Here is a 22,784-nt window from a genome sequence, read left to right as displayed (position 1 = left end):
CGTCTCATCGACAGGGGGATCACCGTGAGCCTGAGGCGACGGCCAGCGCGACTGCGCGGCTCCGGCGGTCGATCATGGCGGTGATGTTCCGCCCCGTCGCCGCCGACACGAAGAGCCCCGGTGCTCTCCTGCTCGCCTGGGCCGGCGTCGCCGCCTGGGGGCTGGCCGCCGTCTACTTCATCAACGGTCTCACCCGGCCAAGCGGCACCGCCCGCGTTGCGTGGAGCGGGCAGGAACCAGCGCTGCCTGCGGGCACGGGTTGGGTCGACGGTGCGGCCAGTGAAGGCGTCTTCCACTTCTGGTTGATCGAGTCCACCACGGACCGGATGATGACTCGGCTCACGCTCGTCGCGTCCCTGGTGACCCTGGGGATGGTGCTCATGGGCGCGGCGCGCATGCTTCAGGCTCTCCGCTCCACAACCCCCGCGCCCGCTCGCGCCCGGGGAGCCCGGCGCGCCTGGCTGACATGGAGTGCGGCCGCAGCCTCTGCAGGCGCCCTCGTGCCGCTGGCCACGTGGCTGCAGTCACAGACCGTGCTCGCCGCAGCAGGCGGCCCACCAGGACTCGAGCCGAGTGCGGGCCCGGGGTGGGGATGGCTCGCGGCGGCGGTCGCATGCCTCGTGGCATCCCGGCTGGGCCCGCCGGACGCTAGTGCCGGCCCTCGCCCGCAACCATCGCCAGCAGCCGGCTGAGCGCCCGCAGATACTTCTTGCGGTACCCGCCGCGCAGCATGTCCTGCGAGAAGATCTCCGCGAGCGAGTGTCCCGAGGCGACGATCCGCACGTCGCGGTCGTACAACCGATCCACGAGCGCGACCACGCGCAGCGCCTGCGCCTGGTCAGGGAGCGGCCGCACCCCGCGCAGGCCCAGGACCGAGATGCCGTCCACGTACGCGCCGAACCGGCTCGGGTGCACGTGCCGGAGGTCCTCCATCAGCGCCGACCACTCCTCGCATGCGCCACCGTCCCCCGCGCAGGCACCGAGCACCTGATCCACCGTCGCCGGGCGCGGGAACACCAGTTCGCCACGGCCGCGATAGTCGGGGCCGTCGATGGTCGCGACCTCGAACACCGTCGAGACGGCCTGGATCTCGCGCCGAAAGTCGTCCGCAGCGAAGCGGCCCTTGCCGAGCGATCCCGGAGCAGTGTTGGACGTGGCCGCCAGCGCGACCCCGGCATCGGCCAACTCGCGCATCAGTCGCGCCATCAGCACGGTGTCGCCCGGATCGTCGAGCTCGAACTCGTCGATGCACACGAGAGCGAACTGCTGCAGCGCCTGCCGAGTCGCTTGGAAGCCCATCGCACCGACGAGGCTCGTGTACTCGACGAAAGTGCCGAACGCGGCCCGATCCCCCACGTCGCGCGCCATCGACACCAGCAGGTGGGTCTTGCCGACTCCGAACCCACCGTCCAGGTACAGACCCGTGCCGCCGCTCGAACGGCGCAGCGGCCCGAGGCGCCGGCGTCCCACGCCGCGTGCGAACGCGCGAGCCTCCCGCAGCGCGGCTTCCTGGCTCGGGAAGTCAGAATCGGGGACGTACGATGAGAAGGAAGCGTCCGCGAAATGCGGCGGGGGGACGAGGGCCGCGATCAGAGCCTCGGGCTCGACGTGGGGCCGCCGTCCGACGAGGCGAGCGGTCATGAGACCACACACTACTGACGCGACGGGTGACCATAGGACAACAGCGCCGGTGGCTCCTCACGAACCATCAGCGGAGCCGGTCGCTAGTGGCCAGTAGGCGTGGGCTGGGGATAGTGCTTGCGGTACTTGCGCCGGTAGTTCAACGTCAGCGCCGCGATCACTGCGCGCCTGCGCAGGGATCCGTCGGCCGGGTTGTGCAAGGGGCGAGCGACGCCTCGCTTGGCAGCCCGCACTACACGTGCACGCAGGTCGACGTCGAGCAGATATCGCGTGAGCAGACGCAACGGCACCACCGAGTACAGCACCTCGTGAGTCGCCCGCAGCTGCTCTCGGGGTTCGCCATCGACATCCGCCATGAGGTGCCCCGCAGGGTCGGCGCCCGCCGCAGTCGCGTACCAGTTGTTGCGGCCGATGCGCGGGTTGACCTCGAAGAACACGTGCTCGCCCGTGCGCGGATCGCGCTTGTAGTCGGCATTGGCGAAGCCCCGGTAGTCCACCCGCTCCAGGTAGCGCTCCATGGCATCCATCGCGTCCGTGTACGGCTCGGTGAGAATCGCCGCAGGAATGCCCAGGGTTCCCGGGGTGTGCTCCTCGAGGAGCACCCGGCCCGTGCACAGCATGGTCACGACGCCCTGTGCGTCGCGATACGCGGTCAGCGAGCGCATCTGCGTCTCGTCGCCCGGAATGAACTCCTGCAAGAGATACGTGCCGGCGAAGCCGGAGCCCGCGATGCGCGAGAGCAGGTCGTCGACCTCTCCGCGCGTCTCGAGGTGCTGGACCTTCTTCTTGCCCGCGTACTCGGCGTAGTGGTGTTCGGCCGAGGAGCTGGCCTTGCCGATCACCGGGTAGGTCAACGCGTCCAGCTCGCCGTCGGGCACCGGAGCGCCGTCGACGAACCGCACGGGAACCGTCTGCGGCACCGGGATGCCGAGCGCGTCGCAGTCCGCCTGGAACGCCTCCTTGGAGGACACCCTCTCGAAGGCCTCGAGAGAGCACATGGGGATCTCATAGTGCGGTGACAACCGGTCGCGCGCGCGGATGATGGTCTCCACATACCAGTCGGCGTTCGACAGCAGTACGAGCCGCTCCCCCGCCCGCTCCTGGGCGAGCGAGACGAGCGACTCGACGAGCGCATCGGCATCCTCGACGTCCGCGATGCGCACATCCGCGATGCGGGTATGCGCGAAGGGTCGGGTCTGGATCCGCGAGACGACGACGCCGCGGGTGGCGAACTGGTCGTGGAACGCCCTCAGCAGCGCGTACGCCCCGATGTCACCGCCGACGACGACGGGGACGACCGGGCGCTGCGGCACAGTGCTCAGGCCTCGACCTCGGAGCGATCCCCCGACCACAGCGTGTGGAAGGAGCCCTCGCCGTCGACGCGCTTGTAGGTGTGAGCGCCAAAGAAGTCGCGCTGTCCCTGAATCAGCGCGGCCGGCAGGCGCTCGGCACGCAGCGAGTCGTAGTAGGACAGAGACGACGCGAACGCCGGAGCCGGCACGCCCGTGAGAGCGGACTGGGCCACGACGCGACGCCACGAGGCAACGCCGCCAGCGACTGCGTCGACGAAGTACGGGTCCACCAACAGGCTGGGCAGCCCGGCGTCACGCTCGAACGCCTCGGTGATGCGGTCGAGGAACCGCGCACGGATGATGCATCCTTCGCGCCAGATCTTCGCCATGTCGCCCAACGTGATGTCCCAGCCGAACTCGTCGGAGGCGGCTCGGATCTGGTCGAAGCCCTGCGCGTACGCGACCACCTTGGACGCGTACAGCGCGAGGCGCACGTCCTCGATGAACGCCGCACGGTCCTCGAACGTGAACGGCTGGGTGTTCGCCGCGAGCACGCCACGCGCGGCCTGGCGCTGCGCGACCTGCGACGAGATGGCGCGGGCGAAGGTGGCCTCCGCGATGCCGGTCACGGGAACGCCGAGGTCGAGCGCGGACTTGACGGTCCAGCGGCCGGTGCCCTTCTGCCCGGCCTCGTCCTTGATGACGTCGACGAGAGCCTTGCCGGTGCGCGCATCGGTCTGGCGCAGCACCTCGGCGGTGATCTCGATGAGGAAGGACTCCAGGTCGCCCTGGTTCCACTCGGCGAAGATGTCGGCGATCTCTGCGGGCTCGAGCTCGAGGCCCGTGCGCAGCAGGTCGTACGCCTCGCCGATCAGCTGCATGTCCGCATACTCGATGCCGTTGTGGACCATCTTCACGAAGTGACCGGCGCCGTCGGGACCGATGTGCACGCAGCAGGGCGTGCCGTCCTCGGCCTTCGCGGCGATCTTCTCGAGGATCGGGCCGAGCGTGACGTACGACTCTGCGGGACCGCCGGGCATGATGGACGGGCCGAGCAGCGCACCCTCTTCGCCGCCCGAGACGCCGGAGCCCACGAAGTGGAGACCCTTGGAGGCGAGGTCCTTCTCGCGGCGCATGGTGTCGGTGTACAGAGCGTTGCCCGCGTCCACGATGATGTCGCCCTGATCCATGAGGGGCACCAGCGCGTCGATCACCGCGTCAGTGGGGCCACCGGCCTGCACCATCACGACCACCTTGCGCGGCTTCTCCAGCGACGCGACGAAGTCCTCGAGCGACTCCGACCCGATGAACGTGCCCTCGTCACCGTGGTCCTCGATCAGCGAGTGCATCTTCTGCGCCGAGCGGTTGTGCACCGCCACTGTGAAGCCATTGCGGGCGAAGTTGCGGGCCAGGTTGCGGCCCATCACCGCAAGTCCAGTCACACCGATCTGAGCAAGTGCCATGGGAGGGTCCTTCTGGTGGGTGTCGGGTTACGGATGCCAGCCTAGTAGAGGGTCGCCGCGTGGCGAACCTGGGGCGTTGCGCTCGCGCACCTAGGCTCGTGGGCATGGCCCGCGATCTCGCATCGGCGCCGCCGGCATTCCAAGAGGCCCTGCGGTCGCTCGCGCACGCGCGCACGCGCCGCGACGTCGTCCTCACCGAGACGCCTGCGCCGTCGCGCATCGCGCCTTTCGCGGCCGCGATCGATGGCAGTCTCAGGGCGCCGAACGCGGAGGCGAGCGGGCGTTTCGTCGTGCTGCACGATCCTGAGGGGCAGGATGCGTGGGAAGGGGTGTTCCGAGTGGTGGCGCTGGTGAAGGCCCAGGTCGACGCCGAGGTGGGCACCGACGATCTGTGGGCCCAGGCCGCGTGGTCCTGGCTCGACGACGCGTTGCAGGCCGTGCCCCACCGCGCGAGCGGCGGCACCGTGACGAAGACCGTCAACGAGTCCTTCGGAGAGCTCTCCACCCGCCCATCCGAGGTCCAGGTCGAGTTGCGCGTGTCCTGGACCCCTACCGACACTGACCTCGGCCCCCACATCGCCGCGTGGACTGAACTGATGGCTTCATGCGCGGGCGTGCCCCCCGTACCGGAGGGCGTGACCGCGCTGCCAGGAGGAGATCGATGACTGACGACGAGAACGACGACGCCACCGACGAGACCGCTGACGAGGAGTGGGCGCCGACGCCGCTGCGCACCCCCGCGGGTGGGGTCCCGGATGTGATCGAGACGCCGGCTGCACTGGCGGACATGGCCGAACGCTTCGCGGCAGGCACGGGACCTATCGCTGCCGACGCCGAGCGCGCGTCAGGCTTCCGCTATGGCCAGGCGACGTACCTCGCGCAGTTCAAGCGCGAGGGAGCGGGAATCGCGCTGATCGACACGGACGCGGTGTCGGACCTGTCGATCCTGAACGACGCCTTCGGCGACGCGGAGTGGGTGTTCCACGCGGCGAGCCAGGACCTTCCCGGCATGCGCGACCTGGGGCTCACCCCGGCATCGGTCTTCGACACCGAACTCGCGGCACGGCTGCTCGGGTGGCCCAAGGTGGGTCTCGCCGCAGTGGTCGAGCGCGAACTCGGCTTCTCGCTTGCGAAGGAGCACTCCGCACAGGACTGGTCCACCCGCCCCCTTCCGCCTGCGTGGCTCACCTACGCAGCGCTCGACGTCGAGGTGCTGCTCGAGCTGCGCGACGGCCTGTACGCGCACCTCGAGGCCGCGGGCAAGCTGGCGTGGGCACGCGAGGAGTTCGAGGCCGTCCGCAACGCTCCCCCGGCCGAGCCCCGTGTCGACCCGTGGCGTCGCACCTCTGGCTCCGCGCAGGTGCGCGACCAGCGGGGCCTCGCGATCGTCAAGTCGTTGTGGGAGGCCCGCGAGCAGGATGCCCAGCACCGGGACATCTCGCCGGGGCGTGTGCTCAGGGATGTCGCGATCGTCGCGGCCGCACAGGCGAAGCCTCGGAGCCTCGACGAGCTCGTGAAGATCCGCGAGTGGCAGTCCAAGGGCACCAAGCGGCGCGCTGCGCACTGGTACACCGCAATCGAGGCGGCGATGGCGCTCCCCGAGGCCCAACTGCCCGCCAAGCGCGGACCGCGCGGCGACGGCCCACCTCAGCCGCGCATGTGGAAGGACAAGCGGCCCGATGCTGCGGCGCGACTCACGTTCGCACGCGACGTGGTCGCCGCGGACTCCGAGAGACTGCAGATCCCCGCGGAGAACCTGCTGCAGCCCGACGCGTTGCGGCGTTGCTGCTGGGAGTACCGCTCCGGCGGCGAGGAGTGGATTCGCGATTTCCTGCGCGGACGCGGTGCTCGCGCGTGGCAGATCGAACTCATGGCACCGCTGCTCGCCGAGGCGTTCGAGGACGCGGAGGACCACCTGGCCGCAGAGAGCGCAGCCGACGCATCGGCCCCGTCGACCGGCCCCTCCGCGTAGCCTCTGCCGCCGTCAGCTGCGCACCACTTCTACGGGCGACACGCCGCGCTCCCGAAGGCAGAAGAGCCGGTCGACGGCGTGCCTCAGGAGAAATGGTTCGCAGTCAACGGGCGAGAGGGCCGATGCGGGGGCCTGGCAGTCCGCGCAGTGCGCTGTCCGGCCTGGCTCGGAAGGCAGGCCAGCCGTCAGTCGAGCGCGGCCACCACATCGTCGGCGATCGCTGACGCGTCCAGGCCCACCTGCTCGACGATCTGGTCGCGCGCGGCATGCTGCAGGAACTCGCGCGGAACTCCGCGGTGCATCCAACGGGCCTCGTGTCCGGCATGCCGGGCGGCAGCGGCCCACTCCTCGCCGATGCCTGCATCGGCCAATCCGTCCTCGATAGTGACGATGAGTTCGGCATCGCCGAGGGCCTCGACGAGTCCCGCAGGGACGGGGTGGACCCACGTCGCCGTCATCGCCGTGACACGGACTCCGCCCGCCGCGACCTTCTCAGCCGCGTCGATCGCAGTGGTCGCCATCGACCCGAGCCCCAGCACGATGACGCGGGGATCGGCCCCGTGCTCCGCCAGCACATCCATGTCCTCCACAGAACGGACGGCAGGCAGGTCGTCGCCCACGGGCCCCTTGGGATAGCGCACCACAGTGGGGGCATCGTCGACGTCGAGTGACTCGCGGAACGCCCGACGCATGGTCGGAGCATCGCGTGGAGCCGCCAGTCGCAGGCCCGGAACGTGACGCAGCAGGGCCATGTCCCACATGCCGTTGTGGCTGGGGCCGTCGTCGCCGGTGATGCCGGCACGGTCAAGCATGAACGTGACGCCGGCGCCGTGGAGCGCGACGTCCATCAGCACCTGGTCGAACGCGCGGTTGAGGAACGTCGCGTAGACCGCGACGACGGGGTGGCGCCCGGCGAAGGCGAGACCTGCGGCGCTGGTCACGGCATGCTGCTCCGCGATGCCGACGTCGATCACGCGCTCCGGGAACTCGTCCGCGAACGGCTGCAGACCCACGGGCGCGAGCATGGCGGCCGTCAGGGCCACCACATCGTCACGTTCGCGTCCGACAGCGACGATCTCCTCGGCGAAGACCTTGGTCCAGCCGAACCGACTGGGCTTGACGGGCAGGCCGGTCTCGGGGTGGATGCGGCCCACGGCGTGGAATCGATCCGCGACGTCCTCTTCCGCGGGCGTGTAGCCACGGCCCTTCTCGGTGAGCACGTGCACGATCACCGGTGCACCGAAGTCACGGGCCGCCGTGAGGGCGGCCTCGACCTGGCGCAGGTCGTGTCCGTCGACCGGACCCACGTACTTGAGCCCCAGGTCGTCGAACATCCCGGGCTCCGTGATCAGCCCCTTGACGGCGCGCTTGCCGTGCATCACGGTCCGGTAGGCGAAGTTGCGCCACGGGCCGCGGTTCTCGAACGTGCGCTTGCCCCAGCCGAGGAACTGCTCGTAACGGGGGTTGATGCGGATGCCGTCGAGCTTGCGAGCGAGACCACCGATGGTCGGTGCGTAGGAACGACCGTTGTCGTTCACGACGATCACCACGCGATCATGCGCGTCGGCCAGGGAGTTCAGTGCCTCCCATGCCATGCCGCCCGTGAGCGCACCGTCGCCGATGACGCCGACGGTCGTGCGGTCGTGCTCACCCGCGAGCGTGCGGCCGCGCGCGATTCCCGCAGCCCACGAGAGCGCGGTCGACGCGTGCGAGTTCTCCACGACGTCATGCTCCGACTCGGCGCGCGAAGGGTACCCGGCCAGTCCCCCACGCTTGCGCAGGTCAGAGAAGTCTCGCCTGCCGGTCAGCAGCTTGTGGACGTACGACTGATGACCGGTGTCGAACACCAGGGTGTCGTGCGGCGACTGGAACACCCGGTGCAGTCCGAGCGTGAGCTCGACGACTCCGAGGTTCGGACCGAGGTGCCCCCCGGTCAACGACACGGACGACACCAAGTAATCGCGGATCTCTTGCGCGAGCGCGCCGAGCTCACCATAGGTGAGCCCGCGCAGGTCCGCCGGCGACGCGATGCGCTCCAGCACAGGCCCTCCTTCGGGTACTTTCGTCACATCACTCTACGTGCCGTCACGGCGCCTTGCGGCGCCCTCCCGGTCACGCGACGAGCGACCTCAGCACGTACTGGAGGATTCCGCCGTTGCGGAAGTAGTCGGCCTCACCAGGAGTGTCGATGCGGACCAGCGCGTCGAACTCGACGACGGAGCCGTCCGCCTTGGTGGCCTTGACGGGGAGGGTCTGCGGGTGCTCGCCGGCGCTGAATGCCGAGACGCCCACGATGTCGAAGGTCTCGGTGCCATCGAGGCCCAGCGATTCGGCGGAGTGACCCTCGGGGAACTGCAGCGGCAGCACGCCCATGCCGATCAGGTTCGAACGGTGGATCCGCTCGAAGCTCTCCGTGATCACGGCGCGCACGCCGAGCAGGCTGGTGCCCTTGGCCGCCCAGTCGCGCGACGAGCCGGAGCCATACTCCTTGCCCGCCAGCACCACGAGCGGAATGCCCTCCGCGGCGTACGCCTGCGCGGCGTCATAGATCGAGTCCTGCTCGCCCGTGAGGAGGTTGCGCGTGAAGCCACCCTCGACGCCCGCGCCGCCGTTCTCGTCGGCCAGCAGCAGGTTCCTGAGGCGGATGTTCGCGAACGTGCCGCGGATCATCACCTCGTGGTTGCCGCGCCGCGAGCCGTAGGAGTTGAAGTCGCGACGTTCCACGCCGTTGTCCGCGAGGTAGCGGCCGGCGGGGCTGTCGGGCTTGATCGCTCCCGCAGGCGAGATGTGGTCGGTGGTGACCGAGTCGCCCAGCAGCGCCAGTACGCGCGCACCCGCGATGTCGGCGACGGGCTCGGGATCCTTGTTCATGCCCTCGAAGTACGGGGGCTTGCGCACATAGGTCGAGTCCTCGGCCCAGTCGAAGGTCTTGCCGTCCGGGGTGGGCAGGCCGGTCCAGCGCTCGTCGCCCGCGAACACGTCTTCATAGCCCGTCGTGAACATGCCCTGGTTGATCGAGGACTGCACGATGCTCTCGACCTCGGCCGCCTCGGGCCAGATGTCCTTCAGGAAGACGTCGTTGCCCTCGGAGTCGGTGCCCAGGGGCTCGGCGTCGAAGTCGTGGTCCATGGTGCCGGCGAGCGCGTACGCGATGACCAGCGGCGGCGACGCCAGGTAGTTCATCTTGACGTCGGGGTTGATGCGGCCCTCGAAGTTGCGGTTGCCGGAGAGCACGGAGACCACAGAGAGGTCGTGGTCGTTGACCGCCTGCGAGACCTCATCGGGAAGCGGGCCGGAATTGCCGATGCACGTGGTGCATCCGTAGCCCACCAGGTGGAAGCCGAGCGCCTCGAGGTCGGGCCACAGCCCGGCCTTCTCGTAATAGTCCGTGACGACCTTGGAGCCCGGCGCCATCGACGTCTTGACCCACGGCTTGACCGTGAGCCCGCGGGCGTTCGCGTTGCGTGCCAGCAGCGCGGCCGCGAGCATCACCGACGGGTTCGACGTGTTGGTGCACGACGTGATCGAGGCGATCACGACGGCCCCGTGATCGAGCTCGGTGTCGGTGCCATCCGCCATCGTGACGGGCACGCGCTTGTGCGGGCGCGCACGGTGATCCACGGACGTCCCCTCGCGCGGCTCGGGAGCATCGCCTGCATGAGCCTCGGCGGCAATCGGGTCCGATGCCGGGAAGGTCTCCTCCACAGACTCGTCGAGACCGTGCGTCTCCTGCTCGTCGTGGTTCACGTAGTCGAGGATCGAACGACCGAACGACGTCTTGGCGTCGGTCAGTGCGATGCGGTCCTGAGGGCGCTTGGGCCCGGCGATCGACGGCACGACGGAGGACAGGTCGAGCTCGAGGTACTCGGAGAACACCGGTTCGACGTACCCCTCGGCCGAGGGGTCGTGCCACATGCCCTGCTCCTTGCAGTAGGCCTCGACCAGCGCGACCTGCTCATCGGAGCGGCCCGTGAGCCGCAGGTAGTCGATCGTCACATCGTCGATGGGGAAGATCGCTGCCGTCGAGCCGAACTCGGGCGACATGTTGCCGATGGTGGCGCGATTCGCCAGCGGCACCGCACCCACACCGTCGCCGTAGAACTCCACGAACTTGCCGACCACGCCGTGCTTGCGGAGCATCTCGGTGATAGTGAGCACCACATCGGTCGCGGTCGCGCCGGCGGGGATCTCACCAGTGAGCTTGAAGCCCACGACCTTGGGGATCAGCATCGACACGGGCTGGCCCAGCATCGCGGCCTCTGCCTCGATGCCTCCCACGCCCCAGCCAAGCACGCCCAGGCCGTTGATCATGGTGGTGTGCGAATCGGTGCCCACGCACGAGTCGGGGTACGCCTGAGTCGCTCCGTCGGTCTCTCGGGTCATCACGCCGCGCGCGAGGTACTCGAGGTTGACCTGGTGGACGATGCCGGTGCCGGGCGGCACCACCTTGAAGTTGTCGAACGCGGTCTGGCCCCAGCGGAGGAACTGGTAGCGCTCGCGGTTGCGCTCGTACTCGAGGTCGGTGTTGCGCTGCAGCGCGTCGTGGCTGCCGAACACGTCGATCACGACGGAGTGGTCGATGACCATCTCAGCGGGCGCGAGCGGGTTGATGACGGACGGATCGCCGCCGAGCTCCACCACTGCTTCACGCATCGTCGCGAGGTCGACCACGCAGGGAACGCCGGTGAAGTCCTGCATGACCACGCGGGCGGGCGTGAACTGGATCTCCGTGCTGGGAGACGCCTTGGAGTCCCACTGGGCGAGGGCACGCACGTGGTCCGCAGTGATGTTCTTGCCATCCTCGGTGCGCAGGAGCGCTTCGGCGAGCACCTTGAGCGAGTAGGGCAGCTTCTCCAGTCCGGGCACCGCGTCGAGGCGGTAGATCTCGTAGCCCGTGCCGTCCACGTCCAGCGTGGCCTTCGCTCCCAGGGTGTTCTCGCTCATGCATTCTCCTCCGTAGCAGTCCGACGTCCAGTCTATCGGCCCTCACGGAGGGCCGATGCGGTGGTCAGCGACGCTCGAAGGTCGCCATCGTCTCGACGTGGTGAGTCATGGGGAACAGGTCCACCGCTGAGGCGTCGACGAGGTCGTAGCCGTGGCCGTTCAACAACGCGACGTCGCGCGCGAGCGCCACCGGATCGCACGCGACATAGACCACACGAGGAGCTCCCGTGGTGGCCAGAGCGGCGATCGTTGCGGCACCGGCGCCGCTGCGCGGCGGGTCGAGCACCACGGCGTCCAGTGCACCAAGCCCGTCCGCCAGCGCACGCCGCACGTCACCGTGCACCACACGCAGCGACGGCGCCGCGTGGGCGTTGCGTCGCGCCGCGCGTGCGCCGTCGTCGTCGGACTCGACGGCAACCACCTCGCGCCCGCCCTCCGCAAGCGGCACGGACAGCAGCCCGGCACCCGAGTACAGGTCGGCGACACGCTCGGCGTCTCCCACACGATGCAGCACCTCGGCCACGAGCACCGCGGGCGCCTCGCGGTGCACCTGCCAGAAGCCGGAAGCATCGACCCGGAAGTCCCACGAGCGCTCCCCCACGGTCACGCGCTCGTGCACCGCCCGCGGCGCGTTCGGCCGCTTGTCGAGCTTGCCCGCGCGCCACGGCACTCCGTCGGCCAGCACCCGGAGCTCGCCTGTCGACGATTCGGCCATCGCGATCCGCGCGCGGGCCGGAAAGCGTCCTTCGATGAGCGTCGCCTCGAGTGCGGCCGATGCGAGGGGCATCGAGGCCAGCGCGCGCACCTCACGCGATCGGTGCACATGCATCGACGCCTGGCCCTCCGCGTTCGCCACAGCGCTGAGGCGCGTGCGGTATCCCACTCCCGTGTAAGGGTCGCCCTCAGTGCCCTGAGCGGACGGCACGGACCTCACGTCGCCGGGGTACTCGAGGCCGGCGAAGCGCTCGAAGGCCTCGCGCAGCACCGCGAGCTTCCAGGCGCGCTGTCCGGTCAGGGAGACGTGGGCGAGCTCTCCCCCGCCGACCCCGCCGGGACCCGCCTCTGGCCAGACCGAGTCGACGCGGTCATCAGAGGCATCGACGACCTCGACCGCGTCCGCACGCCAGAAGCGGGCATCGGCGCCGGAATCGTTGAGCCGTGCACGCACCGTCTCTCCAGGCAGGGCGTGACGCACGAACACCACACGACCCTCGTAGCGGGCCACGCAGTGACCGCCGTGGGCGGGAGCGCCCACCTCGAGGTCGATGAGATCGGTCACGGCAGCTCCTCGTGGGGGGTGGGTGGCGCCTCCTCCTCGGCACGGCGGTCCCGCGCAGACTCGAGGTGCCACGGCACCGCGGAGACGACCACGCCCTCGAGCTCGAGCAGCTGGGCGCGCAGTCGACGAGTGGCGCGGTTGTGCAGGAAGGTCTCCCACCAGCGTCCCACGATGTACTCAGGTACGTAGACCACGACCACGTCGCGCGGGCTGCGCCGGTGGATGGAACGCACGTGCGCCATCACCGGCCCCACGAGGTCCCGATACGGAGAGTCGAGGATCACCAACGGGATGCCGGCATCGATCTCGCCCCAGCGGGCCTGCAGTTCCTTGGCCGCGGCCGGTTCGATCTGCACGCCCACGGCCTCCAGCGTCGAATGCCGCGCGGCCTTCGCGTATGCGAGGGCACGCACGGCGGGCCGGTGGAGCTGTGCCACGAGCACCACCCCGTGGGTCGCACTCGGGAGCGCGACCGCCTTGTCCTTCGCGGTGAGACGCACGTCCTGGCGCACGGCGGCGTAGTGGCGGTTGACCTTGTGCATGAGCACCACGAGGCCGATGATCAGGACGATGGCGAACCACGCGCCGTTGAAGAAGTTGAAGACCGCGACGACGATCCACACCAGTGCGGCGACCACCGCGGCGGTCGCGTGCAGCGCGCGAGAGGCCGAGTGGCGCATGCGCGAGCGCGCGTCGGTCGCAAGCGCCAGCCGGTTCGTGAAGTGACGCACCATGGCGACCTGGCTCAGCACGATCGACGCGAACACCCCTACCACGTACATGTGGATGAGCGTCTCGACGTTCGCCCCCGACAGCACCAGGACCAGCGCCGATGCACTGGCCACGATGAAGATGCCGCCACGCAGCACGAGCCTGTCGTTCTTCATCGACAGTTGGCGCGGCAGGTAGGCATCCTTCGCAAGGCTCTCCGCGAGGCTCGAGAAGCGCCGGAAGACGGCCGATGCTGCGGCGTACAGCAGCGCGGCTGCGGAGAGGGCCACCGCCCAGATCACCCATGGCTGCCGGAAGACCTGGTCGACGGTCTGCAGCAGGATGGGGCCGTCCGCCCAGCCCGTGATGCGGTACATCCACGACAGCAGGGCGACGGCGAAGAACGCGGCGGCGGAGGCAGCGACCGCGATCACCAGGGTGCGGCCGGCGCGGCGGCCACGCGGCTCGGCGTGATTGGGGCCCGCCGAGGCGAGGTGCTCGATACCCGTCACCATGACCGCGCCGGACGAGATCGCACCCGCGTAGGCGACGAGGATGGCCCAGGTGGTGGGCGGATTCGCGGGGATGGGCGATGCGGTGTCCGCGCCCAGGCGCGCCACGCCGAAGATCAGCATGAGCGCGACGACGATGAGGAAGCCGAACCACACCGCGAGCAGCACCCGGACACGGTCGCGGATGACCCGCAGCGCGACGAGCGTCATGACGGCGAGCAGGGCGAGGCCGATGAGCGACACCCATTCCCGCGCTGATGGGATCAGGTATGCGATCAGCTGCGTGACGGCGGCGACGGAGACGCCGACAGTGAACAGGTAGTCGACCAGGAGGGCGGCTCCCGTGACCACGCCTGCCCGGCGTCCCAGCAGGTCGCGCACCGTGCCGTAGTCGCCGAGCGCATCGGGCCTCGTGCGCACGTTCGACCAGTACGCAAGGCCCAGGAGCAGCATGATGAGGACCACGCCGCCCGCCATGAAGGGAATCGCGCCTTGCTGACTCCCCTGGCGCAGAGCGTCGACCACTGCATCGGGCGCATAGGCGACCGCTGAAAGGATGCCCGCACCGAACACCGGCAGCGCGAGCCTGGTCCGCAGCTGCATGGGTGCCAGAGCGTCGGTGGCGATCGGCTGGCCAAAGGCCAGCCGGCGCAGTCCTTCGAGAATACGTCGCACGTCGCACCATCCTAGGCCGGACGGGTATAGCGTGGGGTCTCGTGCATATCGTGATCATGGGCTGCGGCCGCACTGGTGCCGCGCTCGCATCCGAGTTCGAGTCGCGTGGCCACTCCGTCGCGGTGATCGACCGACTCGGCGACTCGTTCCGCCGCCTGCCTGCGGATTTCCAGGGGCAGAAGATCACCGGGATCGGTTTCGACCGGGAGACTCTCGTCTCTGCCGGCGTCGAGGATGCCTACGCATTCGCCGCCGTGTCCTCGGGCGACAACTCCAACATCCTCGCCGCGCGCGTGGTGCGCGAGACCTACGGCGTCGCGAACGTGGTGGCGCGGATCTCGGACTCCGGCCGCGCCGAGGTCTACCGCAGGCTCGGCATCCCCACCGTCGCGCCCGTCCCGTGGACCAGTGCCCAGATCGTGTCGCGGCTGCTGCCAGGGGGGTCGGACGACGTCTACGTGGACTCCTCCGCCGCCGTCGCAGTGCGCCGCCTGGCGTATCACGGCGGCTGGGTCGGCCAGCCGGTCAAGGAGCTCGAGGCCGCCACCGGCACTCGTGTCGCCTATCTCGTGCGCTTCTCCGAAGGGGTGCTGCCGACTCCCTCGTCACCGGTGCAGTCCGGTGACGAGATCTACTTCGTCGTGCCCGATGCGGTCAGCGCCCGTGCGCAGCGCGTCCTGTCACGCGCCCCTGGAGGAGAATCGTGAAGGTCCTGATCGCCGGAGCCGGCTCCGTGGGGCGCTCCATCGCGCGTGACCTCCTGGACCACGGCCACGAGGTGCTGCTCATGGATCACAACCCGTCGGCCATGCGCGTCGCGCAGGTGGCGGAGGCGGAGTGGATGCTCGCGGACGCGTGCGAGATGGCCGCGTTGCGCGAGGCCGCGACCGAGGGCATGGACGTGGTCGTCGCCGCCACGGGCGACGACAAGGCCAACCTCGTCGTGTCCTTCCTGTCGAAGACCGAGTTCGGGGTGCCGCGCACGGTCGCGCGCGTCAACAACCCGCGCAACGAGTGGATGTACGACGCTCAGTGGGGCGTCGACGTCGCCGTGTCCACGCCGCGCATCATGACAGCGATGGTCGAAGAGGCCGTGGCGATCGGCGACCTGGTCAAGGTCTTCACGTTCCATCAGTCCGGCGCGTCGATCATCGAGGTGACGCTGCCCACGGACGCGCCCGTCGTCGGGTCGACCGTCAGGGAGATCGACTGGCCCAGCGAGACCGTGCTGTCCTGCATCGTGCGGGGCGATCGCACCATCGCACCGTCGCCCGCCGACACCCTTGAGGCGCGCGACGAGCTGCTGTTCATCGTGTCGGCGGAGGCGGATCCTGAGTCGCTGGATCGGGTGCTGCGGACCGCACCAGGAGCCACACAGCCCACAGACTGAGCGCGAACAGCGGCACTCCCATGGCGAGCTTGGCGGTGCCGAGCGCGGCAATCGCGTCCGCGAAGTACAGCGGCACCTGCACCGCGAGGCGCAGGAGGAACACCGCCGCGATGATCGCCGTCGCCCACTGCATCGCGCGCATCGACCGCGGATCGCGCCGCCACGACGTCCCCCATCCCTTGAGCAGGCCCATCACGATGCCGACGAGGGGCCACCGCACCGCCATCGAGATCAGTGTGCCGGCGGCATAGGCGACGTTGATCCAGAGGCCCGGGACGAAGTAGCCTCCCGCGTCACCGGAGCGCCAGGCCCAGATCGCGCCCAGTGCCACGCCGAACACTCCCGACAGCGCCTGCTGGATGCTCGAACGCTGCACCAGCCGCACCACCACCATCGCCAGCACCGTGGCCACGGAGGCGATCACGGGGATGCGGAAGCCTCCCCAGCCGAGGTAGGCGACGACGAACACCATGCCGGGCGCCGCCGACTCGACGAAGCCGCGCCAACCGCCCATGGCCTCGGAGAGCGAGAAATCCTCGCCCCCGATCAGCTGCCCCACTCTCGAGGCCTGAGCCACACCGGGCGTTTCGGCGCTCTCACGCACTGATGAGTCATCAGCCGCACCATCGAGCTGGTGGAGGCGCACGTCTTCGTCGCTCGGCTCAGACATCAGCCCAGCTCGAACCGCGGGTTGTACAGGCGGGGAAGGGCGTCGGACGCGCAGATGCGGCCTTCGAGGCGAATCCTGGCACCGGGCTCGACCCCCGCGATCGCTCGCCTGCCCATGAAGACGGCCTCGACACGGCCGGTGCCGTCGTCGACGCGCGCCGTGAGCTTGGGAGCAGCGTCGCGCGGTTCCACTTGGATGGACACGATTCGCCCGGAGATCGCCGCCATCGCGCGCGGCTGCAGGTCAGAGATCGGGGTGGCATGGTCGATCACGTCGACGCGGCTCCCGTCCCGGTCGAACCGAAGCCACCCTCGCCCCGATGGGAACCGGGAAGGGCGTCGACGGCGACGAAGGAGGCGTGCTCCACCCGCTGAATGACGAGTTGGGCGATGCGGTCTCCGCGGCGCAGCGAGACAGACTCGTGCGGATCTGTGTTGAGGAGAGTCACCGCGATCTCACCCCGGTAGCCGGCATCCACGGTGCCCGGCGCGTTCACGATCGTCACACCGTGACGAGACGCGAGGCCGGAGCGTGGGTGCACGAAGGCAGCGAAGCCCGCCGGCAGGGCCAGGCGAAGACCGGTCGGTACGGTCGCGCGCTCGCCTGGCGCGAGGTCGATGTCGACTCGCGTGGTGATGTCCGCGCCGGCGTCTCCCGGATGGGAGTACACCGGCAGCGGAACATCGGGGTCCGTCGTGCTGACAAGCACGTCGAGAGGTGTCATCGTGAGCCGACCGTCAGGCCGCGCACTCCGAGCAGATCGGCTGGTCGTTCTTGAACGTCGCGAGCTGGCTGCGGTGGTGGACGAGGAAGCACGACATGCACGTGAACTCGTCCTGCTGAGCAGGCAGTACGCGAACGGAGAGCTCTTCGCCGGACAGATCCGCGCCAGGCAGCTCGAATCCCTCGGCCGCTTCAGCCTCGTCCTCGTCGACGACCCCCGACGTCTTGTCATTGCGGCGGGCCTTCAGCTCCTCGATGGAGTCTGCCGAGACCTCGTCGTCGGTCTTGCGGGGTGCGTCGTAATCGGTTGCCATCAGGCAGTAGTCCCTTCACCGGTGGTGTGTGAGTACTCAATGCACATGCCGGTGGTTTTGTTCCCTCCGAGCGCAGGCATTGTGCATCAAAAACTCGCCGAAAGCGACTCCTGGCTCACGGCGCGGCCCACGTCCGGTCCGCGCCGGCCTCGATCAGCGCCTCAGCGAGCTCATTCCAGACGTCCGGCATCGCGGCGATCGTGAGCCTGCCGTCGGGTGGTCCGCCGTCGATTCCGGCCACGCGCACCCCCGCCTCCTGAGCGATCAGGGCCGCCGCCGCGAAGTCCCACGGGTGCAGCCCGTGCTCGTAATAGGCGTCGAGCTGACCGGCGGCGACGAGGCACAGGTCCACGGCCGCGGCGCCCAGCCTGCGGATGTCCCGCACCCGGCCCAGCATGCCCGTGACGATCTCGCCCTGACGCACCCGCCGTTCGGCGACGTACTGGAAGCCGGTCCCGAGCAGGGTGCTGTCGAGAGTCGGCGCCGAGGTGCGGCGAAGCGACTGCGAGTCGCGCCACGCTCCCCCGCCACGACTGGCGGACCACACGACGCCGCTGCCATCGCACACCGCTCCCGCCAACGGCGTCCACGTCTGGGGCGTGGGCTCACCGCTCACTGCCGCGACGGACACTGCGAAGTGCGGGAGTCCGTACAGGTAGTTCACCGTGCCATCGATCGGGTCGAGCACCCAGGTGATTCCGGAGGCGCCCTGGACGTCATCGCCCTCCTCTCCCAGGATCGCGTCGTCCGGCCGCAGCTCGGAGAGCCGCTGGCGCAGCAGCCGCTCGGCGTTGAGGTCCATTTGGGTCACGATGTCGATGGGGCTCGACTTGGTGGCCGCTACTGCGGCGTCGGCGCGGCCCGCGATGACGAGGGTCGCTGCCTCCTGAGCGAGGGCACGCGCCACGGACATCAGGGTCTCGGGAGTGGTCATGGCCCCCATGGTGCCGCACACCCACGCTCCGGAGGCTCGCCGGGCGCGGCGTCCTGCGAAGCGTCCACGTGCGTGGCAGGCTGAGGCCATGATTCGACTGTCCCTGGTGCGCGCTGGCGAAGACGGCGGCCACCTCGTCGTCGCGACGGAGACCGGCGACGAGTTCGAGCTTCCGCTGACCGACGATCTGCGACGCACTGTGGCGCTCACGCGGCCACGTGCACGCGTCGAACCGTCCACCGCCAAGACCGGCGATCACGAGCGTGCCACCAGCACGCTGAGCCCCAAGGAGATCCAACAGCGCATCCGCAGCGGGCTCGACGCCCACGAGCTGGCAGAGCTGACCGGCGAGCCGTACGAGGCGCTCGAACGCTACGAGCCGCCCGTGCTCGCGGAGCGCGCGTACATCGCGGAGCTCGCCCGGGGCACGCGCATCGGCCGCGACAGCGGCGCGCCTGTGCTCGCAGACCTGGTCACCGACAGGCTTGCCAGCCGCGGCGTCGACCCCGAGGCCGTGGTGTGGGACGCCTGGCGCGAGATCGACGAGCCGTGGCTCGTCGCCGTCGACTTCACCGTCGATGGGCGAAAGGTGCGCGCGCTGTGGGAGTTCGACCACACGGCACGGGCCGTCACCGCTCAGGACGACGAGTCGCGGTGGCTGACGGAGACGGAGCTGCTTGACGTGCCGATCCCCCGGCGCCATCTGAGCGCAGTTCGGGCAGAAGAGGATGACGCACCGCTGGATCGGTCGCGCCCGCTCATGCCCGTCGCCGCCGAGCACGATGACGGTGCCGACCACACCGCATCGTCGTCCACGGAACTGCTGCTCGCGGATCTCGAGGAACGCCGTGGCACCCGCGACTCGGTCGAGACGGACGAGGACGCGGACTTCGACGACGACGGCGGCTTCGAGGGGTTCGGTCCGGCGCAACGCAAGCGCGAGGCCGAGGTCGGCTTCACGCAGCCGCCCAAGTCCGGACGCACGATGCCGCACCCGGCGGGCTCGGCTCGCCGGGACCAGTCGTCCGCGGACGATGGTGGCGAGTCGCCCACGGACGGTGCGACTTCCGGTTCTGCACCGTCCGCACCGTCGGCTCCGGCGGGCGAGCCGAAGCCGTCGCGCAAGGGCCGTTCCTCCGTCCCCAGTTGGGACGAGATCGTGTTCGGCGCGAAGAACGACTGACGCCCACGTCGGGCGGCACAGCAGCGACGGACCCTGCCGCATGAGCGACGACGCATCGATCCACCACCGTGGCCTCTCGGACACGCTGCTGGCCGTCAGGGACGCGACATTCGTGCGCGGCGACACCGTCATCCTGGATCACGTGAGCCTTGCCGTACGACGTGCCGAACGCTGGGCGCTGATCGGCCCGAACGGCGCAGGCAAGTCCACATTGATCTCGCTCCTGGCCGCCACCGAGCATCCCACCCGCGGCACGGTCGAGGTGCTCGGCTACCGCCTGGGCCGCGTGGACATGCGGGAGCTGCGGGCCCACGTGGGACTGGTGACGTCGCGCTATCCCCTGACGAGCGCGCTGGACGCGATGTCGGTCGTGCTGACGGGGGCGACGGGCACACTGGAGTGGGTGCCGCGCTGGACTCCCACGTCCGAGCAGGTGCGCCGCGCGCGCACACTGCTCACCCAGTTCGGGCTCGATCCCGACCGCGGCCTGCGGTGGCCCACGATGTCTCAAGGGGAACGGGGGCGGACTCTCATCGCGCGCGCACTGATGCCGGACCCCGCCATCCTGCTCCTCGACGAGGCAACAACGGGACTGGACGTCGCGGCACGAGAGCAACTGCTCACCACGATGGATGGATTGTCGCGTTCACATCCGGACCTCGGCACCGTCACCGTGACCCACCACTTCGAAGAGCTGCCGGCCTCCACCACGCACGCGATGCTGCTGCGCGAGGGCCGCGTGGTCGCGGCGGGCGACGCAGATGCGGTGCTCACCTCCGCCGCGGTGAGCGACGCCTTCGCCCATCCCATCGAGATCGCCCGCACGGGTGGCCGCTGGACCGCGCGCGCCACATCCGCCGGCTAGGGAGTCGTCTGCTCGGGAGGCCGGTGCGGCGGGAGCACAAGGCCCTCGCCGCGCCCGGCGAGACGCAGAAGCGAGCGCTCAGACCCGTCGCTTGCGCACGACGGTGAAGAGCGTCTGCGCTGCGAACCTGATGAGCCACCCGACCGTCGCTCCCACCGCCGTGTTCACCGCCCCCAGAGCGAAGGCCGCGGGCACCAGCTGCCACCACGAGAGCGTCCCGGTGTCGGCAAGATCGGGGAAGAAGAACGTGGCGAGCCACACGACTCCGCCAGCGAGCGTGACAGAGACGAACCAGCGCCAGCGGGGCGGCACGAGGAGCATCGCCACGAAGCCGATGAGGATCAGGCCTGGCACCATCTCTGCGTCCGTTCCGGAGTAGTCAGCGGGGGCTGGGTGTGCGCTCTCCGACCATATCGCGCGGACATTCGTGTCCGCCCTGGGCCGCGTGCGTCACGTGCCGTCGACGACCAGCCACGGCACCTGGAGCTCCTCCGGCGTCAGCGAGCCGTGCATGCCCACCAATGCCATCGACTTGGCGGACTGGGTGCGCGAGTCGACCACCGTGGCCCTGCCTGCCATCGCGACCACCACGTCGCCGACCCTCTCTGCCACGTCATCGAGGAGCTCGCCGAACAGCGCGTCCTCGCGTGCCTCGGCGCGCGTCCACACCATCGCGTGGCCGGCGAGCGTCTCACGCCACCGTGCCGCGACATCCTCCGGGTCGATACCGGGCGCAGTGTGGACGTGCAGGGCGCGGGGCTCACCCGCGATGAGCTCGACGCCGGCACTCAGCGCGGGCTCGTCGGCGACGTCCCACCGGGCCGCACCTGGCACATCGACCATGCCGTGGTCCGCCGTGACGACCATGGTCGCATCGGCCGGCAGTCCGTCCGCCAGCCGCCGCAGCTCGCGGTCGGCGTCCTCGAGCGCCGCCACCCACTCTCCGGATCCCCACCCGTGCTGATGGCCGGCGGCGTCGATCTCACCCCAGTAGCAGTAGGACACGCCGGGAGCGCGGGCGGCCTCCAGCGCCACATCGATGCGCTCGGAGAGCCGCTCGGCGCCGACGAACCGGCCGCCGCGCAGCACGGCCTGCGTGAGTCCGGAGCCGGCGAATCGGCGCCGACCCAGGGTGGTCACCGAGAACCCGTCCCCTGCCGCGCTCTCGAGGAGCGAGGGCTGCCGCTGCCACTCGACGGCGTCGTAGGCGCCTTCCCACGACACCAGGTTCGCGAGACCGCCCGTGCGCGGGTTGCGGGCGGTGTAGCCCGTGAGTCCCGTACGACCGGACGGCTGCCCGGTGCCGAACAGCGCGAGCGAGGCCGCAGTGGTGGTCGGATAGCCCGCCGTGATCACACCTTGCTCAGCCGATCGCAGGAACGGGGCGTGCCCCCGCCGAGCCTCGAGGCCCAGGTGTCCGAGCCCGTCGAGCAGCACCACCACGACGTGCCGGGCCGGCGCTAGCCCCAGGCGCGTGCGATCCGCATCAGCGTCGCGGTGAGTCACCACGTGGCCCGCGCCGATCGCCGACAGGGCGGCCGGCAGCACGGCTCCCAACTCGCGCCCGCCATAGTCGGGAAGGCTCAGACCGAGCGCGGCGAGCTCGGCCGCGCGGCTCACCCGCGGGGCCCGATGGCCCGCTGCAACGTCGCAGCGAAGTCCTCGAGCGCGCGGACCGTCTCCACGCCGTCGGCGATCGCGCTCACCCTCACGAGGGTGTCGTCGCCGGTGATGCCACCCGTGTACCCGTGGTCAGCATCGCAGTTCTCGTCGCCACACGTCGCCGGTTCGAGCTCGACGCGGGAATGCACTCCCCAGCCGACGGCGAGCACGAGCTCGCTCGGCGAATCGCCATCCCGGAAGTTCTCGGGGTGGTGCACCACGTGCGTCATCGCCATGTTCGAGATTCCGGTCAGCAGCGCGGTCTCGACCGTGGCAGAGGCTTCGTGAGCGCCCTCGGCGCTGTGTCCGGAGCCGTCATCCATGTGGACGCGGATGAGCCGAGTCTCCGTCACCACCAGGACCGTCATGTGCCGGCGCACCTCGCGGTCGTCGAAGGTGGTCTCCGCATGCACGAAGTGCGCGGTGACCGACTCGTCCCGGATCGCGGTGCGGAGCACGGAGCTGGCGAGGGCCGGGTAGTACCCGGCGACGGCGACCGCTTGGTCGAGCGTATGAGACATGGCGGCTATTCTTCCACTTCACCGGCAGGGTCA

The 22,784-nt window shown here is 69.8% G+C and carries 22 protein-coding genes; 7 read left to right on the top strand and 15 right to left on the bottom strand.

The genetic code is table 11. The features are described from left to right. Positions 1-83: 83 nt before the first annotated feature. Positions 84-692, top strand: a complete 609-nt coding sequence (locus tag AOP72_RS05555) for a hypothetical protein (protein ID WP_152650259.1) — start codon at positions 84-86, stop codon at positions 690-692. Here AOP72_RS05555 and zapE read toward each other — a convergent pair. From zapE to gnd, 3 genes are all read right to left on the bottom strand, one after another. Continuing rightward, a complete protein-coding gene (gene zapE, locus AOP72_RS05550; RefSeq protein WP_062133510.1) occupies positions 649-1,641 on the bottom strand; it encodes a cell division protein ZapE in 993 nt (330 codons plus the stop codon). The two genes, AOP72_RS05555 and zapE, sit on opposite strands and share 44 nt — an antisense overlap. Before the next feature lie 83 nt (positions 1,642-1,724). Beyond that, positions 1,725-2,954, bottom strand: a complete 1,230-nt coding sequence (locus tag AOP72_RS05545; protein WP_062133508.1) for a carboxylate--amine ligase — start codon at positions 2,952-2,954, stop codon at positions 1,725-1,727. Between the two features lie 5 nt (positions 2,955-2,959). Next, positions 2,960-4,396, bottom strand: a complete 1,437-nt coding sequence (gene gnd / locus AOP72_RS05540; RefSeq protein WP_062133505.1) for an NADP-dependent phosphogluconate dehydrogenase — start codon at positions 4,394-4,396, stop codon at positions 2,960-2,962. Positions 4,397-4,500: 104 nt separating this feature from the next. On the opposite strand from gnd, the gene AOP72_RS05535 reads away from it, so the two are divergent. Both AOP72_RS05535 and AOP72_RS05530 read left to right on the top strand, forming a co-directional pair. Continuing rightward, complete coding sequence (locus AOP72_RS05535) at positions 4,501-5,061, top strand: DUF3000 domain-containing protein (protein ID WP_062133503.1); 561 nt, start codon at positions 4,501-4,503, stop codon at positions 5,059-5,061. After that, positions 5,058-6,368: an HRDC domain-containing protein gene (locus tag AOP72_RS05530; protein WP_084631336.1), complete on the top strand. Its 1,311-nt coding sequence runs from the start codon at positions 5,058-5,060 to the stop codon at positions 6,366-6,368. The genes AOP72_RS05535 and AOP72_RS05530 overlap by 4 nt, the downstream gene beginning before the upstream one ends. A 185-nt stretch (positions 6,369-6,553) precedes the next feature. Here AOP72_RS05530 and dxs read toward each other — a convergent pair whose 3' ends face one another. The 4 genes from dxs to AOP72_RS05510 form a co-directional block, all read right to left on the bottom strand. Beyond that, the gene (dxs, locus tag AOP72_RS05525; RefSeq protein WP_062133500.1) at positions 6,554-8,410 is read right to left on the bottom strand and encodes a 1-deoxy-D-xylulose-5-phosphate synthase; all 1,857 of its coding nucleotides are present in this window, start codon (positions 8,408-8,410) and stop codon (positions 6,554-6,556) included. 70 nt (positions 8,411-8,480) lie between these two features. After that, positions 8,481-11,312 carry an aconitate hydratase gene (locus AOP72_RS05520; protein WP_062133497.1) on the bottom strand — a complete coding sequence of 944 codons (2,832 nt, stop codon included), beginning with the start codon at positions 11,310-11,312 and terminating at the stop codon, positions 8,481-8,483. Positions 11,313-11,376: 64 nt separating this feature from the next. Then, the gene (locus AOP72_RS05515) at positions 11,377-12,591 is read right to left on the bottom strand and encodes a class I SAM-dependent RNA methyltransferase (RefSeq protein ID WP_062133494.1); all 1,215 of its coding nucleotides are present in this window, start codon (positions 12,589-12,591) and stop codon (positions 11,377-11,379) included. Further along, the gene (locus tag AOP72_RS05510; protein WP_062133492.1) at positions 12,588-14,489 is read right to left on the bottom strand and encodes an APC family permease; all 1,902 of its coding nucleotides are present in this window, start codon (positions 14,487-14,489) and stop codon (positions 12,588-12,590) included. The genes AOP72_RS05515 and AOP72_RS05510 overlap by 4 nt, the downstream gene beginning before the upstream one ends. 41 nt (positions 14,490-14,530) lie before the next feature. Between AOP72_RS05510 and AOP72_RS05505 the strand changes: the two genes are divergently transcribed. Then, complete coding sequence (locus AOP72_RS05505) at positions 14,531-15,196, top strand: potassium channel family protein (RefSeq protein WP_238581614.1); 666 nt, start codon at positions 14,531-14,533, stop codon at positions 15,194-15,196. Next, positions 15,193-15,879: a potassium channel family protein gene (locus tag AOP72_RS05500; protein WP_062133490.1), complete on the top strand. Its 687-nt coding sequence runs from the start codon at positions 15,193-15,195 to the stop codon at positions 15,877-15,879. Before AOP72_RS05505 ends, AOP72_RS05500 begins: the two co-directional genes overlap by 4 nt. On the opposite strand, the gene AOP72_RS05495 is transcribed toward AOP72_RS05500, so the two are convergent. The 5 genes from AOP72_RS05495 to AOP72_RS05475 form a co-directional block, all read right to left on the bottom strand. After that, the gene (locus tag AOP72_RS05495; protein WP_062133488.1) at positions 15,797-16,549 is read right to left on the bottom strand and encodes a DUF3159 domain-containing protein; all 753 of its coding nucleotides are present in this window, start codon (positions 16,547-16,549) and stop codon (positions 15,797-15,799) included. The two genes, AOP72_RS05500 and AOP72_RS05495, sit on opposite strands and share 83 nt — an antisense overlap. Next, on the bottom strand, positions 16,549-16,821 hold the full coding sequence (locus AOP72_RS05490; protein WP_062133485.1) for an OB-fold nucleic acid binding domain-containing protein: 273 nt from the start codon (positions 16,819-16,821) through the stop codon (positions 16,549-16,551). The genes AOP72_RS05495 and AOP72_RS05490 overlap by 1 nt, the downstream gene beginning before the upstream one ends. Next, on the bottom strand, positions 16,818-17,273 hold the full coding sequence (dut, locus tag AOP72_RS05485; protein WP_062133481.1) for a dUTP diphosphatase: 456 nt from the start codon (positions 17,271-17,273) through the stop codon (positions 16,818-16,820). Before dut ends, AOP72_RS05490 begins: the two co-directional genes overlap by 4 nt. A 13-nt stretch (positions 17,274-17,286) precedes the next feature. Then, a complete protein-coding gene (locus AOP72_RS05480) occupies positions 17,287-17,586 on the bottom strand; it encodes a DUF4193 domain-containing protein (protein ID WP_062133478.1) in 300 nt (99 codons plus the stop codon). Positions 17,587-17,701: 115 nt separating this feature from the next. Further along, positions 17,702-18,520 carry an inositol monophosphatase family protein gene (locus AOP72_RS05475; RefSeq protein WP_062133475.1) on the bottom strand — a complete coding sequence of 273 codons (819 nt, stop codon included), beginning with the start codon at positions 18,518-18,520 and terminating at the stop codon, positions 17,702-17,704. An 88-nt stretch (positions 18,521-18,608) separates the two neighbouring features. Here AOP72_RS05475 and sepH point away from each other — a divergent pair, with 88 nt between their 5' ends. Further along, positions 18,609-19,703, top strand: a complete 1,095-nt coding sequence (sepH, locus tag AOP72_RS05470) for a septation protein SepH (RefSeq protein ID WP_193746362.1) — start codon at positions 18,609-18,611, stop codon at positions 19,701-19,703. Positions 19,704-19,743: 40 nt separating this feature from the next. Next, the gene (locus AOP72_RS05465) at positions 19,744-20,568 is read left to right on the top strand and encodes an ABC transporter ATP-binding protein (protein WP_062133469.1); all 825 of its coding nucleotides are present in this window, start codon (positions 19,744-19,746) and stop codon (positions 20,566-20,568) included. Positions 20,569-20,646: 78 nt separating this feature from the next. Here the strand turns inward: AOP72_RS05465 and AOP72_RS05460 are convergent, their stop codons facing one another. From AOP72_RS05460 to AOP72_RS05450, 3 genes are all read right to left on the bottom strand, one after another. Beyond that, a complete protein-coding gene (locus AOP72_RS05460; RefSeq protein WP_062133466.1) occupies positions 20,647-20,925 on the bottom strand; it encodes a hypothetical protein in 279 nt (92 codons plus the stop codon). A 93-nt stretch (positions 20,926-21,018) separates the two neighbouring features. Continuing rightward, positions 21,019-22,188 carry an alkaline phosphatase family protein gene (locus tag AOP72_RS05455; protein WP_062133465.1) on the bottom strand — a complete coding sequence of 390 codons (1,170 nt, stop codon included), beginning with the start codon at positions 22,186-22,188 and terminating at the stop codon, positions 21,019-21,021. Continuing rightward, positions 22,185-22,751 (bottom strand): DUF5998 family protein, encoded by a 567-nt coding sequence (locus tag AOP72_RS05450; RefSeq protein WP_062133462.1) that lies wholly within the window; start codon positions 22,749-22,751, stop codon positions 22,185-22,187. Before AOP72_RS05450 ends, AOP72_RS05455 begins: the two co-directional genes overlap by 4 nt. Positions 22,752-22,784: the final 33 nt, after the last annotated feature.

Source organism: Demequina aestuarii (assembly GCF_000975095.1).
GTDB lineage: Bacteria > Actinomycetota > Actinomycetes > Actinomycetales > Demequinaceae > Demequina > Demequina aestuarii.
This window is presented reverse-complemented; position numbering and strand designations above follow the sequence as displayed.

What these genes read in the sequence shown, in the direction of transcription:
- dut (WP_062133481.1), bottom strand. Translation starts at nt 17,273, where the DNA reads ATGACACCTCTCGACGTGCTTGTCAGCACGACGGACCCCGATGTTCCG.
- AOP72_RS05465 (WP_062133469.1), top strand. Translation starts at nt 19,744, where the DNA reads ATGAGCGACGACGCATCGATCCACCACCGTGGCCTCTCGGACACGCTG.
- AOP72_RS05480 (WP_062133478.1), bottom strand. Translation starts at nt 17,586, where the DNA reads ATGGCAACCGATTACGACGCACCCCGCAAGACCGACGACGAGGTCTCG.
- AOP72_RS05535 (WP_062133503.1), top strand. Translation starts at nt 4,501, where the DNA reads ATGGCCCGCGATCTCGCATCGGCGCCGCCGGCATTCCAAGAGGCCCTG.
- AOP72_RS05530 (WP_084631336.1), top strand. Translation starts at nt 5,058, where the DNA reads ATGACTGACGACGAGAACGACGACGCCACCGACGAGACCGCTGACGAG.
- AOP72_RS05450 (WP_062133462.1), bottom strand. Translation starts at nt 22,751, where the DNA reads ATGTCTCATACGCTCGACCAAGCGGTCGCCGTCGCCGGGTACTACCCG.
- AOP72_RS05475 (WP_062133475.1), bottom strand. Translation starts at nt 18,520, where the DNA reads ATGACCACTCCCGAGACCCTGATGTCCGTGGCGCGTGCCCTCGCTCAG.
- zapE (WP_062133510.1), bottom strand. Translation starts at nt 1,641, where the DNA reads ATGACCGCTCGCCTCGTCGGACGGCGGCCCCACGTCGAGCCCGAGGCT.
- AOP72_RS05555 (WP_152650259.1), top strand. Translation starts at nt 84, where the DNA reads ATGTTCCGCCCCGTCGCCGCCGACACGAAGAGCCCCGGTGCTCTCCTG.
- AOP72_RS05495 (WP_062133488.1), bottom strand. Translation starts at nt 16,549, where the DNA reads ATGTCTGAGCCGAGCGACGAAGACGTGCGCCTCCACCAGCTCGATGGT.
- AOP72_RS05460 (WP_062133466.1), bottom strand. Translation starts at nt 20,925, where the DNA reads ATGGTGCCAGGCCTGATCCTCATCGGCTTCGTGGCGATGCTCCTCGTG.
- AOP72_RS05520 (WP_062133497.1), bottom strand. Translation starts at nt 11,312, where the DNA reads ATGAGCGAGAACACCCTGGGAGCGAAGGCCACGCTGGACGTGGACGGC.
- gnd (WP_062133505.1), bottom strand. Translation starts at nt 4,396, where the DNA reads ATGGCACTTGCTCAGATCGGTGTGACTGGACTTGCGGTGATGGGCCGC.
- sepH (WP_193746362.1), top strand. Translation starts at nt 18,609, where the DNA reads ATGATTCGACTGTCCCTGGTGCGCGCTGGCGAAGACGGCGGCCACCTC.